This is a genomic window from Pseudomonas sp. TH34 (assembly GCF_016650865.1).
In the GTDB taxonomy this organism is placed as follows: domain Bacteria; phylum Pseudomonadota; class Gammaproteobacteria; order Pseudomonadales; family Pseudomonadaceae; genus Aquipseudomonas; species Aquipseudomonas yamanorum.
Genome location: NZ_JAEKFB010000033.1, coordinates 467,640 through 480,304, shown reverse-complemented (window position 1 = coordinate 480,304; position 12,665 = coordinate 467,640). Strand labels below are relative to the sequence as shown.

Sequence of the window (12,665 nt, the reverse complement as noted above, 5' to 3'; positions counted from 1 at the left end):
ATTGTCCCTTTTTTAGAATCAATGATTCTCGATTTTAGGTAATTGTCTCGATTTTATCCAGATCGTAAAGTTACTTCCAAGCCGCCAGCAAAGCTTCAAAGCGGCGCTGAACGCACCCCTTACCGAATCGAAAACATTAAAAGGAAGTCACCATGTCTATTCGCGAATTGCTCAACCCAACCAACTCCACCCTGATCTTGATCGACCACCAGCCACAGATGGCCTTTGGCGTGCAGTCGATCGATCGCCAGACCCTGAAGAACAACACGGTGGCGCTGGCCAAGGCCGCCAAGATCTTCAACGTGCCGACCATCCTGACCTCGGTTGAGACCAAGAGCTTCAGCGGCTACATCTGGCCGGAGCTGTTGAACGTGTTCCCGGACCAGCAGCCGATCGAGCGCACTTCGATGAACTCCTGGGAAGACAAGGCACTGGTGGCCGCGGTGAAGGCCACCGGCCGCAAGAAGCTGATCATGGCGGCCCTGTGGACCGAGGTTTGCCTGAACTTCCCGGCCCTGGAAGCCCTGGCCGAAGGCTACGAGGTGTACATCGTCACCGATGCCTCCGGCGGCACCAGCAAAGAAGCGCACGACATGTCGGTGCAGCGGATGATTCAGGCCGGCGCGGTACCGGTCACCTGGCAGCAAGTGCTGCTGGAGTACCAGCGTGACTGGGCTCACAAAGAGACTTACGACGCGGTGATGGGCCTGGTCCTGGAGCACAGCGGTGCTTACGGCATGGGCGTGGATTACGCCTACACCATGGTGCATGGCGCGCCGCAGCGTCAGGTCAAGTAAGGCTGAACGCAAAAAAACGGCACAACGCAGGTTGTGCCGTTTTTTGTTGTTACATCACTGCCTTTTCCGCCGGGGGCAGGTGACTGGCCCCCAGCACCGCCGGCAACATCCCCGCCCGCAAGTCACCGCCACTCGGCTGCTGGTATAGGCTCAAGCCAAACTCCGGCAGTACTGCCAGCAGGTAATCGAAGATATCGCCTTGGATCCGCTCGTAGTCAGCCCATGCGGTGGTGCGGGTGAAGCAGTAGATCTCCAGCGGAATGCCCTGGGCCGTGGTCTGCATCTGCCGCACCATGCAGGTCATGTTCGGCTGGATTTCCGGATGGCTTTTCAAATAGGCCAAGGCATACGCGCGGAAGGTGCCGATATTGGTCATGCGCCGACGGTTGGCCGACATCGCGGCGACATTTCCCTGGGCTTCGTTCCAGGCCTTGAGCTCGGCCTTCTTGCGGCTCATGTAGTCGGTCAGCAGATGTACCTGGGAAAGCCTCAGCTCTTCGTCGTCGCGGATGAAACGCACGCCGCTGGCATCGATGTACAGGCTGCGCTTGATTCGCCGGCCACCGGAAGCCTGCATGCCGCGCCAGTTCTTGAACGACTCGGACATCAAGCGCCAGGTGGGAATCGAGACGATGGTCTTGTCGAAGTTCTGCACTTTGACGGTATGCAGGGTGATGTCGACCACGTCACCGTCCGCGCCGACCTGGGGCATTTCGATCCAGTCGCCGACCCGCAGCATGTCGTTGCTGGTCAACTGCACGCTGGCGACGAACGACAGCAGGGTGTCCTTGTAGACCAACAGGATCACTGCCGACATCGCACCCAAACCGGAAAGCAGCAAGAGCGGCGAGCGGTCGATCAAGGTGGCGACGATGATGATGGCGCCAAACACGAACAGCACCATTTTCGCCAACTGCACGTAGCCCTTGATCGAGCGGGTGCGGGCGTGTTCGGTGCGGGCGTAGATATCCAGCAGGGCGTTGAGCAGTGCACTGATCGCCAGCACCATGAACAGAATGGTGAACGCCAGGGCGACATTGCCGATGAACAGGGTGGCGGTCTTGCTCAAGTCCGGCACCAGGTACAGGCCGAACTGGATCACCAGCGACGGCGTCATCTGCGCCAGGCGGTGGAAGACTTTGTTGTGCCGCAGGTCGTTGAGCCAGTGCAGCGCGGGTTGCCGGCCCAGCAACTTGACGGCGTGCAGGATGAGGTACCGAGCCACTCGTCCGAGCAGCAATGCCACCACCAGCAACACCACCAGCGCCAGGCTGGAGTGCAGCAGCGGATGTTCGTCGAGGGTGCCCCAAAGGTCTTTGACGTTGAGCCAGAGCTGTTTGATATCCATGGGTAAACGCGATTCTTCTGTAGGACGTGACGGGGCGATTAGAGCATTTAAGCAAGTCAAAGTTGTCGTTGTGGACAAATTCCCTGACAAAAAAGCGGCTGATTAACGCAGTTCGCGTAAAGAAACTCGGCCTGAGCGCCCGAAACCGTTACCCTATGCAGCTGTTTTTTTGTATTTCTTCGAGGTAGCACCCGTGTTTTCCCAATTCGCCCTGCACGAACGCCTGCTCAAAGCCGTGGCCGAGCTTAAATTTGTCGAGCCAACGCCTGTGCAAGCAGCGGCCATCCCGCTCGCGCTCGAAGGGCGTGACCTGCGGGTGACGGCTCAAACCGGGAGTGGCAAGACCGCCGCTTTCGTCCTGCCGATTCTTAACCGTCTGATCGGCCCGGCGAAAGTCCGTGTCAGCATCAAGACCCTGATCCTGCTGCCGACCCGCGAACTGGCCCAGCAGACCTTGAAGGAAGTGGAGCGCTTCTCGCAGTTCACCTTCATCAAGTCCGGCCTGATCACCGGCGGTGAAGACTTCAAGGTCCAGGCTGCCATGCTGCGCAAGGTGCCGGACATCCTGATCGGCACCCCGGGCCGGATGATCGAACAACTGAACGCCGGCAACCTGGACCTCAAGGAAGTTGAAGTCCTGGTGCTCGACGAAGCCGACCGCATGCTCGACATGGGCTTTGCCGACGACGTGCAGCGCCTGGTACAAGAGTGCGTGAACCGCCAGCAGACCATGCTGTTCTCGGCCACCACCGGTGGTTCGACCCTGCGTGACATGGTTGCCAAGGTCCTGAACAACCCCGAGCACTTGCAGGTCAACAATGTCAGCGACCTGAACTCGACCACCCGTCAGCAGATCATCACCGCTGACCACAACGTGCACAAAGAGCAGATCCTCAACTGGTTGCTGGCCAACGAGACCTATCAGAAGGCCATCGTGTTCACCAACACCCGGGCCATGGCCGACCGTATCTACGGTCGCCTGGTGGCTCAGGAGTACAAGGCGTTCGTCCTGCACGGTGAAAAAGACCAGAAGGACCGCAAGCTGGCCATCGACCGCCTCAAGCAAGGCGGCGTGAAGATCCTGGTGGCCACCGACGTTGCCGCCCGCGGCCTGGACGTGGATGGCCTGGACATGGTGATCAACTTCGACATGCCCCGCAGCGGCGACGAATACGTGCACCGTATCGGTCGTACCGGGCGTGCCGGCAACGATGGCCTGGCGATCTCGCTGATCTGCCATGGCGACTGGAACCTGATGTCGAGCATCGAGCGCTACTTGAAGCAGTCGTTCGAGCGCCGCACCATCAAGGAAGTCAAAGGCACCTACGGCGGGCCGAAGAAGGTCAAGGCGTCGGGCAAAGCTGTTGGCGTGAAGAAGAAAAAGGTCGACGCCAAGGGCGACAAGAAGAAGGCCGGTGCCAAGTCGCCGACCAAACGCAAGATTGCCAACCGTCCAAAGACCGACAACCTGTCGTTGGTCAGCAAGGATGGCATGGCGCCTCTGAAGCGCCGCAAGCCGGAAGCACCGGCTGCCGAGTAAGGCTTGAGCCATAAAAAAACCGGACAATGTCCGGTTTTTTTTCGCCTCAGTTTTTGGCTTTTGCAGCGGCCTCGTCCATTTCCTTGAGGCGCTGGTCGATCAGTTGGCACTTGTCGGGCAGGTCTGCGCTGGCGGTTTCCAGCTTCATGTTCTGCAGCTCTTCGTTGATCTCCTTGGCCTTCTCCGGGTTCTGTTGGGTGAGCTTGGTCACCTCCTTGGCCAGTTGTTCACGCTTGGCGGTGGCTTCTTCCAGCGTGCAGGCCCAGGCGGGCAGGGCGGCGAGCAGCGTGGCCGCGACGGCCATATTCAGCAGGGTTTTCATGATTCGGACCTCCATGGCGATGATGTTCGGTTGAGGGTTGCGAACGCTTAAAAGTTCAGCGAAATCGCGCCTGTCCGCTAGGCTGAACGGACGATGGGTCCGGCATGTCACACCTTTGAAGGGCCTATTTCGTGTGCCTTCAGGAGGAATCAGGATGACGACTTACGATTGGGATTTGATCGAACGATTGCTGCATGAGGTACAGAACGGTGGCGCCAACTTCGCTCCGCGCAAATATGCCGAAGAGGAAGCGACTAGAAGGGCTGCTGCCGGAGAGCACATCGGTAATCTCGATGAGTTTAAAAAGCTCGCAGCGGATTACGAGGCGTTATTGTTCAAGCACGGCTTTATTGAGTCGAGGTCAGAGGAAGAGTGCGGCAATGGTGAGAATTTCAAATTGACCCTGCGCGGCTCTCAGCTGCTGAGCCTGATCGACAGCAGCATCCCCGGCGATAATCACCCGCGGCAGGTGCTGGACGAGCAGGCGGATGCGCTGGATCCGGCGACGTTTGACGAAGTGTCGTCGAAAGCACAGATTGCCTGATGTCTACGGGGTGCCAGCCTTCAGGCATTTAAGGGCCTTGAAGTCACTGCGCACCTTGTCGATTTTCTGCGTGAGCTTCTGGCGTTGCTGCACCGTGCTTTCCGCCATCAGGTCGATGATCAAACTACGGGCTGCGGTTTCGGTCTGGGCGTAGGCCTGGCGGTACTCCGGGGTCCACAGGCTTTCGCGGTCCACCAGCAGTTGCTCGATCTTCTGTGGGAAATCGCTGCTATGGCGGTCTTTGACCGCTGCGATAAATAGCGTTTGCCAGTGGGCGCGGTTGCCAATCCATTGTTGGTTCTGCTCACCCAAGGCGATCGACCAGGCGGTGACGCGATTCTGCTGGCTGACGCTTAACGGCCCGAGCCACGCATCGAGGCGCTTGTTCATACGCTCGGCGCGCTCCTTGATCTGCTGCTCGAGGGGCGGTTTCAGGTATTCGTCCTGACGCTTGCGCAGGTCCTTGGCGAATGCCTGCTCCATATCCTGTACTTGCTGGTCGTCCAGCCCCTGCAATAGCTCGACGGCGGACGGCGTGATCGCCCGGGCGCTTTCGGCAATGGCTTGCTTGGCCTCGGTAGTCCGGGTTTGCAGGGCTGCGTCGGTCACCTGGTTGTTGTCGACCATCTGTTGCAGGCGGTCGAGCCAGTCCAGGTAGCCCGGCAATTGAGTGGTGCAATGCCAAGCCAGGTGTTCCTTGAGTTTGTCGTTGAACCTGCTCTTCTGCCCGGCATTCATCTCCAGGTAGTCGCTGAGGGTCCAGGGGATGATCACATCCAGATTGCGATAGGCCAGGCCTACCCGATTGCAGCCGGCGAGTACCAGGCTGAGGGTCAGCAACATCACCAGAAGTTTTAACCGGCGCAGCATGAGCGAGTCCTTGCGCAGACGAGAGTATTGCATCTGAACCCGTCAGTGCAGCGACAGTTCAGCCCATCAATAAAACGCCCGCTCTGCTTTCAGGGTCAATAGTCCGTCGCATTGCGAGTTGTGTCCGGAGTAGGCCGAGCAATCGCCGCCGCTGAGGCTGGAGTCGCTGTAGATCAGGTTCAGGTCGACGCCCATCCACGGCCGGGAGAATTGCACTGACCAATCGCTGAAACTGCGGATGGAGCTGCCATCGGCGACTGAGACCGGAGTGCCCAGTTGGTGGGTGGTGTACTTCATGCTGACGCCGATGCCGAAAGGCTTGGTGCCGCCGAGGTCGGCAAACAAGGTGCTGTCCTGGCGGTCCGGGTCGTTGCTGAAGGAGGCGCCGAAGCGGTTGCCCAGCACGGTCAGGCCGCCGTAGAACTCCTGGCTGTCGAGGGGGCTCAGCTTGGGATAGCTGTAGTGAATCATCCCCAGTTCGTAGCCCAGGGTCTGGTCAAAAGGGCGCTTGAAGCCCAGGTAGGAATCGACTTCCAGATTGCTGGTAGGGGAAATCCCCATACTCGGTGAGAATTGGCCGAGGTACAGGCCGCTGCCGTGGCTCAGGTCCAGGCCGCCGTGGAACGAGTCGCTCCCGGGTGCGGTGGGTTTTACCAGGCCTTGGGCCATGCTTCGGCTGGGTGTCGTGCCCAATTTCAGGTCGAAATCACCCAATTCACGCTGGAAAACCTGCGCTTCGGCAAGGGGGCAGGCCAACAGGGCACCGGCCAGGAAAATGCAGGATTTGAGCATGCTTCACTCCATGAAAAGCGAGGAGCAGTAACGGGAAATATCAGGCAAATGCCCGATCTAGACGTGTGCAAGCATACCGGCGATGGTTCGCAGATGAAGCCCGTTCGTCGATTGGTGTAAAAGGGGGTGGATCAGAGGGTGTTGCGGGCTCTAGTCCTAGCGCCTTGAAAGGCAAAGCGCTTAGGGACCAGGTGTGATGCGCCAGTATTACTTTTTACCCAGGGTGATCTGCTTGGACGGGCCGAAAGTCTGGCCGCTTACGCCTTTGGCAATTTGCTGGATTTCGCCGCCCTGCTTGAGGAATGCAGCGATTTGGCTGTTGATCGATTCGCTGGTTTCAACGGCGGGAGCTGGCTTTGCTTTGCTGTTGGATGCTTTTACGCGCATGGCGGCCACTAACCTGTAGAAAATTAACTTGGCCATGCATCGTACATGAAATGCTTGACAATTGCTTGGCAAATATCCCCCTGAAATATACCGCGGGCTTATGAATTGTCTGCAATGAATGATTGAAATAGTCACCTAACTTGCTGTTTTAAATCGAAACCGAGCAAGAAAACATGCCCGGGGCGCCTGCAGAATTCAGGCTGATGATCTGACGAGCGGAGCGCCGTCCGGCAAACCCATGATTTTTCAGGGCTGTACGCCGCTACACGGGACCGCCGCCGTCAACTCGGGTAGAATGCCGCCCACGCAATGAGGGTATTTGAGATGGCTTTAGTCGGGCGCTACAACAGCTTGCAAGTGGTTAAACACACTAACTTTGGTTTGTACCTGGATGGTGATCAAGAGGGCGAAATCCTCTTGCCCAACCGTTATATCCCCAAAGATATTCCCAGTGAAGATGAAGACTGGCTCAACGTTTTCATTTATCTGGACAGCGATGACAAACTTATCGCGACCACCGAAAAACCAAAAGTACAGGTGGGTGAATTTGCCAGTCTGAAAGTGGTTGAAGTCAACAGCATCGGTGTATTCCTCGATTGGGGCCTGCCGAAGGATTTGCTGCTGCCTTACTCCGAAGAAAAGCGCCAGCTGACCGCGGGTGAATATTGCGTGGTGCATGTCTACCTCGACAAACACACCAAGCGCATCACCGCCACTGCGCGCCTTGACCGCTACCTGGACAAGACCCCGGCCACCTACAAGGTCGGCCAGGAAGTTGATTTGTTGGTGGCCGAGGCCACCGACATGGGCTTCAAGGCCATTATCAACAACAAGCACTGGGGCCTGATCCACAAGAACGAAGTGTTCAAGTTCCTGCGCCCGGGCAAGGAAGAGAAAGGCTTCATCAAGGAAATCCGCGCCGATGGCAATATCAGCCTGAGCCTGCAGCCGGTCGGTGAAGAAGCGGCCTCCAGCCTGAACTCGAAGATCCTCGCCAAGCTGCGTGACAACAACGGCACCTTGCCGGTCAGCGATAAAAGCGATCCGGCAGTGATCAGCAGTTTGTTCGGTGTCAGCAAAGGCAACTTCAAGAAGGCCATCGGTGCCCTCTACAAACAGGGTCACATCGTGATCCATGCGGATCGCATTGAACTAAGCTGATCCGGGTTTGCTCTTTTGTAGGAGCACGTTCGCTCCTACAAAAGGCCCGCCAGGATGTCCAGGAAAACACTCTTCGCCTACCTCGGCACCTTGCTTGCTTTTCTGATCCTCGACGGTCTTTGGCTCGGCGTCCTGATGGGGCCGACCTACAAAGCGCTGCTCGGCCCACTGATGCTCGACCAGCCGCGCCTGTTCCCGGCCGTGGCGTTCTATCTCCTTTACGTATTCGGTTGTGTGGTGTTTGTCGTCCTTCCGGCTTTGGCGAGCGGCGGCTGGCAGCGTGCCGCGCGGCTGGGCGCATTCCTGGGGTTGGTGGCTTATGGCACTTATGACCTGAGCAATTGGGCGACTTTGCAGGGCTGGTCCGCCGGGCTAGCCGTCATGGATATTGCGTGGGGTACCTTCCTCAGCGCCGTTTGCTGCACCGTCGGCTATCAATGTGCACGCAGGGTGCACAATTGATTGTGTACAGGATTGGTCTGCACCATCCCTGAGCGAGCCTGCACCGTCTAATTATCCCTGCTCCATTGTGTAACCTTCTGAAGACCGTTGTTCCAGAGGGATTGTGCCGAGTTTTAATTCATTGGCACGCATTCTGCTCATCAACTCGTATACAAACGATGCCGCCTCCCGTACGCACTCCCGTCGCGGGTGCCAGGCCGGTATTTACGAGGAGCCCTGCGATGACCGAACAATTGCCCAAAGGCTACAGCCCGCGCCTGTACAATCAGGACTTGGGGCCGCTGCCGCAAAAATGGAACTGGTACAACATCTTCGCCTTCTGGATGAGCGACGTGCACAGCGTCGGCGGCTACGTATTCGCCGCCAGCCTCTTCGCCCTGGGGCTGGCCAGTTGGCAAGTGTTGATTGCCTTGCTCGCCGGGATTTGCATTGTGCAATTGATCGCCAACCTGGTGGCCAAGCCGAGCCAACAGGCGGCGGTGCCTTACCCGGTGATCTGCCGGCTGGCCTTTGGGGTTTTTGGGGCGAACATCCCGGCAGTGATTCGCGGCTTGATCGCGGTGGCCTGGTACGGGATCCAGACGTACCTGGCGTCCAGCGCACTGATCATTGTGGTGCTGCGCTTTTTCCCACAGATGGCGGTATACGCAGAGCCGCATTTTGCCGGTCTGTCGTACCTGGGCTGGTTTGGTTTCCTCAGCCTGTGGACGCTCCAGGCGCTGGTGTTCTGGGCCGGTATGGAATCCATCCGTCGTTTCATCGACTGGGCGGGTCCCATCGTCTATGCGGTGATGTTTGCCCTGGCCGGCTGGATAGTCTGGAAGGCGGGCTGGGCGAATATCAATTTCACCCTGGCGGAAAAGTCCCTGTCAGGCTGGCAGGCGTTTGGCCAAATCATCGTGGCGACCGCCTTGGTGGTGTCGTACTTCTCCGGGCCAACCCTGAATTTCGGTGATTTCAGCCGCTACTGCCGGACGATGAAGGACGTGCGTCGCGGCAACTTCTGGGGCCTTCCGGTAAATTTCCTGGCGTTCTCCCTGGTCACCGTGGTGATCGTCTCGGGCACCTTGCCGGTGTTCGGTGAAATGCTCCACGACCCAATCGCTACCGTTTCGCGCATTGACAATGACATGGCCGTGCTGCTGGGGGCGTTCGCCTTCGTTACCGCGACCATCGGCATCAACATCGTCGCCAACTTCGTCTCGCCGGCCTTTGATTTTGCCAACATGGCACCGAGCAAAATCAGCTGGCGTGCCGGTGGGATGATTGCGGCGGTGGCGTCGATCTTCATCACTCCATGGAACCTGTTCAACAACCCGTTGATGATCCATTACACCCTCGACATCCTCGCCGCGTTTATCGGGCCGTTGTTCGGGATTCTGCTGGTGGATTTCTATCTGATCAAAAAGCAGAAGATCGATGTGGACGCGCTGTTCGATGACAGCCCGAGCGGGCGCTACTACTTTGACGGTGGCGTGAACTGGACGGCGGTCAAGGCACTGGTGCCCGCGACGCTGGTGGGCGTCGCAATAACCTTTACCCCGGCGCTGCAGGGCATGGCCAACTTTGCGTGGTTTACCGGCTGCTTCCTGGGTGGGCTGTTTTTCCTGGTGCTGGCGCGGCGTGAACAGGTTCGCGCACCTGTGCCGGTGATTGCCGGCTGACCAGTACCGATCCGGCCACTAACAAACCGGCGCCGGCGACCACCAGCGCCGGTTGCAGGCCACCGCTGAGGTGGCTGCTCACCGACGCCAGCAACGGCCCGCTCAATTGGCCGATTGCAAAGCTGGCGGTCAGCAACCCGGTGCTGCGCTGGTAGCCGTGGGGGGCGACCTCACGCAAGCGCGCCATCACCAGTTGCATGCACGCCAGGAATGGCCCGCCGCACAGCAACACTCCCAGCGCCAGGCCCCAACCGTTGCCCAGCAGGCAGGCAAACACCCCGGCCGCTTGCAGCCAAAGGGTGGTCATCAGCCAGCGACGGGTGGTGTGCGGGTCCTTGCGGCGCAAGCTCGCGACCACCACGCCAATCGCAGCAGCCAGGCCAAAGCAGGGCCAGAACAGGTCCGCCTGCCAGGCGCCTTTGAATTGCGCGCTGGCCATCTGTGACAGGAACGTCGCCGGGATGATGTAGCCAAGGCCATACAACACGTAGATCCAGCACAGGTGAGTGATGCTGCCGTTGCTGGCCACGTCGGTGTGGCTGGCAACGGGGGAGCTGGTGGCGGAAGGCTTGGGCAGGAACGGCAGGATTGCCAGCAGCATGACCAGCGCGACCACGCCATACACCAGCCACAAGGTCGCAGAATCTTGCCCCAGCAGGTTGGAGCCCAGCGCCAGCAGCCCGGTCAACAGAATCCCCAGCCCCGGCCCGGCAAATACCAGTGCACCCAAGCGTGGGCGCCCGGCGGCAATGGCCAGTGGCTGGCTGAGGCTAGTGATCATCACCAACGCCCAGGCGCTCGCCACGCCGGTACCGAAGCGCAACAGCAGATGCGGCCAGAACCCATGGGCCCAGTACGACGCTAGGGTCAGCAGCACACATAACCACAGCCCACCGTACAAACGTCCGCGTACATGGTGATGGCTGCGGGCGAATATCGAATCCACCGCGCCGACGAAATAGCCCAGGTAGTTGGCCGCCGCAATCAGGCCAGCGCCGGTCAGGTCGATCTGGCCTTCGCTGAGCAAATGCGGCATTTGCGGGGTGAGTGCGAAGCGGCCAATGCCCATGGCCATCATCAAGGCGATAAAGCTGGCTAGTAAGCGGATCAGCGGTGACATGATGTTTTTTCCTGGGAGCAGCGAGTGATCATCAGGCTAAAGCGGATTGACTTTCTGTAAAAATGAATAATAGTGAGTAACTTGTTCAGTTTTGGAGAAAGGTGATGGAGTTTAGTCAATTGCGGATTTTCCAGGCCGTGGCCGAGGAGGGCTCCATCACCCGTGCCGCCGAGCGTTTGCACCGGGTGCCGTCCAACTTGTCGACCCGGCTTAAACAAATGGAAGAACAGCTCGGCGTCGAACTGTTCGTGCGCGAGCGTCAGCGTTTGCAGCTTTCTCCCGCAGGCAAAGTATTGCTGGACTACAGCGCGCGCCTGCTGGCCCTGCATGACGAAGCCCATGGCGCGGTGCAGGGCGGGCAACCGGCCGGCGACTTTGTGCTCGGCAGTATGTACAGCACGGCGGCGATTCATTTGCCCAAGCTGCTGGCGCGTTACCACAAGGCTTATCCGATGGTGAACCTGCAGGTGCAGTCGGCCCCCAGTGGTGAACTGCTGGAAGGATTGATCACCGGGCGCCTGGACGCCGCGCTGGTGGACGGGCCGTTGACCCTCGCCACCCTCGATGGCGTGCCGCTGTGCGAAGAGCGCCTGCTGCTGATCTGCGAGGCGGATCACCCGCCCGTGCGTGGGCCGCAGGATGTTGCCGGCCGCTCGGTGTTCACTTTCCGACGCAGTTGTTCCTACCGGGCGCGCCTGGAAGCCTGGTTTTCCCACGACCGCGTGGCTATGGGCCGGGCTATCGAGATCGAGTCCTACCAGGGCATGCTGGCCTGTGTGATCGCCGGATCCGGGGTGGCGCTGATGTCGGAATCAATGCTCGACAGCTTGCCGGGCAAGGACAGCGTGTCCATTCATCCGTTGGCGGAGCCATTTGCCAGCGCCACCACTTGGTTAATGTGGCGCAAGGGCATGCTCGGCGCTAACCTCAATGCGTGGATTGATCTGCAACAAGAGGGCAAGGTGCTACCGGAAACCGAAACCAGAGCGATCGCTTGAACGATCCGTCAGGATTTTGATCAATTCAGTAATAGTTCGTTGTGGTTTCGTTCAAGCAATGCGTAGGACTTAAGACTACTATCTGTAGGAAGCGGCCACAGAATTCCAGCCGCTCGGCATTACCCCAAGGGGGCACCATGAAAGAGAAACTGCAAAACTGGCTGCACGACCTCGGCGTCGCACTCGGCTTGATCGAGCCACCGCTGCAACCGGTGCCAATCCGCACCGATGACGAGCAGCGTCGCCCACGTCGCAGGTAAGTCCTGGAAAGCGCTCAAGCACGTTTGTTTGGGCGCGGTCAGGTGGTCTTCCCACGTATTGAAGTCATGATTGATCATGACCTGTCCCTGTGTACTTCTATTCTTCGTCTGGCCTTGGCCGGACGTTTTCGTTTCTGCGGGTTGGTGAGTTTCTCAAAAGCGCCTGCTTTCAGAAACCCTTCAAGGATTTTGTTTAATCACGCCGCGGTGATACGGATAAGTCGTCCGAACTTGTAAGCGTCAATCAGACTTCGGCGTTAAGCGTCGGAAGTGGACTACCTGTTTATCAGAGTTGACTGGCTTATTGGATTCTAAAGATAAGCGTAGGTTGAGTTTCATCACGAAAAGATTTGTATCGTTTGTAGTTCTACAAACCCCCAACTTTATTGAATTCCGCTCT

General features: G+C 58.5%; 14 protein-coding genes. 8 read left to right on the top strand and 6 right to left on the bottom strand.

What is annotated here, in order from left to right:
• Positions 1–152 precede the first annotated feature (152 nt).
• Entirely contained in the window at positions 153–797 is a 645-nt protein-coding gene (locus tag JFU58_RS27730) for a hydrolase (RefSeq protein ID WP_063032481.1), read from the top strand.
• Positions 798–846: 49 nt separating this feature from the next.
• On the opposite strand, the gene JFU58_RS27725 is transcribed toward JFU58_RS27730, so the two are convergent.
• Entirely contained in the window at positions 847–2,145 is a 1,299-nt protein-coding gene (locus tag JFU58_RS27725; protein ID WP_063032480.1) for a mechanosensitive ion channel family protein, read from the bottom strand.
• Between the two features lie 193 nt (positions 2,146–2,338).
• Between JFU58_RS27725 and JFU58_RS27720 the strand changes: the two genes are divergently transcribed.
• A complete protein-coding gene (locus JFU58_RS27720; RefSeq protein WP_063034035.1) occupies positions 2,339–3,685 on the top strand; it encodes a DEAD/DEAH box helicase in 1,347 nt (448 codons plus the stop codon).
• Positions 3,686–3,731: 46 nt separating this feature from the next.
• Here JFU58_RS27720 and JFU58_RS27715 read toward each other — a convergent pair whose 3' ends face one another.
• Positions 3,732–4,007, bottom strand: a complete 276-nt coding sequence (locus JFU58_RS27715) for a hypothetical protein (RefSeq protein ID WP_063032478.1) — start codon at positions 4,005–4,007, stop codon at positions 3,732–3,734.
• 154 nt (positions 4,008–4,161) lie between these two features.
• Between JFU58_RS27715 and JFU58_RS27710 the strand changes: the two genes are divergently transcribed.
• Entirely contained in the window at positions 4,162–4,551 is a 390-nt protein-coding gene (locus JFU58_RS27710) for a hypothetical protein (protein WP_063032476.1), read from the top strand.
• Positions 4,552–4,554: 3 nt separating this feature from the next.
• On the opposite strand, the gene JFU58_RS27705 is transcribed toward JFU58_RS27710, so the two are convergent.
• From JFU58_RS27705 to JFU58_RS27695, 3 genes are all read right to left on the bottom strand, one after another.
• On the bottom strand, positions 4,555–5,421 hold the full coding sequence (locus JFU58_RS27705; protein ID WP_201142829.1) for a DUF6279 family lipoprotein: 867 nt from the start codon (positions 5,419–5,421) through the stop codon (positions 4,555–4,557).
• A gap of 66 nt (positions 5,422–5,487) precedes the next feature.
• On the bottom strand, positions 5,488–6,213 hold the full coding sequence (locus JFU58_RS27700) for a TorF family putative porin (RefSeq protein ID WP_201142828.1): 726 nt from the start codon (positions 6,211–6,213) through the stop codon (positions 5,488–5,490).
• A gap of 207 nt (positions 6,214–6,420) precedes the next feature.
• Positions 6,421–6,600, bottom strand: coding sequence for a hypothetical protein (locus JFU58_RS27695; protein WP_003210722.1), 180 nt, complete (start codon positions 6,598–6,600; stop codon positions 6,421–6,423).
• 324 nt (positions 6,601–6,924) lie between these two features.
• Between JFU58_RS27695 and JFU58_RS27690 the strand changes: the two genes are divergently transcribed.
• From JFU58_RS27690 to JFU58_RS27680, 3 genes are all read left to right on the top strand, one after another.
• Positions 6,925–7,761, top strand: a complete 837-nt coding sequence (locus JFU58_RS27690) for a CvfB family protein (RefSeq protein WP_017479141.1) — start codon at positions 6,925–6,927, stop codon at positions 7,759–7,761.
• A 54-nt stretch (positions 7,762–7,815) separates the two neighbouring features.
• The gene (locus JFU58_RS27685) at positions 7,816–8,223 is read left to right on the top strand and encodes a DUF2177 family protein (RefSeq protein WP_201142827.1); all 408 of its coding nucleotides are present in this window, start codon (positions 7,816–7,818) and stop codon (positions 8,221–8,223) included.
• A gap of 221 nt (positions 8,224–8,444) precedes the next feature.
• A complete protein-coding gene (locus JFU58_RS27680; protein WP_201142826.1) occupies positions 8,445–9,887 on the top strand; it encodes an NCS1 family nucleobase:cation symporter-1 in 1,443 nt (480 codons plus the stop codon).
• Here JFU58_RS27680 and JFU58_RS27675 read toward each other — a convergent pair.
• Complete coding sequence (locus JFU58_RS27675) at positions 9,799–11,007, bottom strand: MFS transporter (protein ID WP_201142825.1); 1,209 nt, start codon at positions 11,005–11,007, stop codon at positions 9,799–9,801. The two genes, JFU58_RS27680 and JFU58_RS27675, sit on opposite strands and share 89 nt — an antisense overlap.
• Positions 11,008–11,111: 104 nt before the next feature.
• Here JFU58_RS27675 and ptrR point away from each other — a divergent pair, with 104 nt between their 5' ends.
• Both ptrR and JFU58_RS32455 read left to right on the top strand, forming a co-directional pair.
• Positions 11,112–12,005 (top strand): putrescine utilization regulator PtrR, encoded by an 894-nt coding sequence (ptrR, locus tag JFU58_RS27670; protein WP_003210727.1) that lies wholly within the window; start codon positions 11,112–11,114, stop codon positions 12,003–12,005.
• Between the two features lie 137 nt (positions 12,006–12,142).
• Entirely contained in the window at positions 12,143–12,265 is a 123-nt protein-coding gene (locus tag JFU58_RS32455; protein WP_003210728.1) for a PA1414 family protein, read from the top strand.
• Positions 12,266–12,665: the final 400 nt, after the last annotated feature.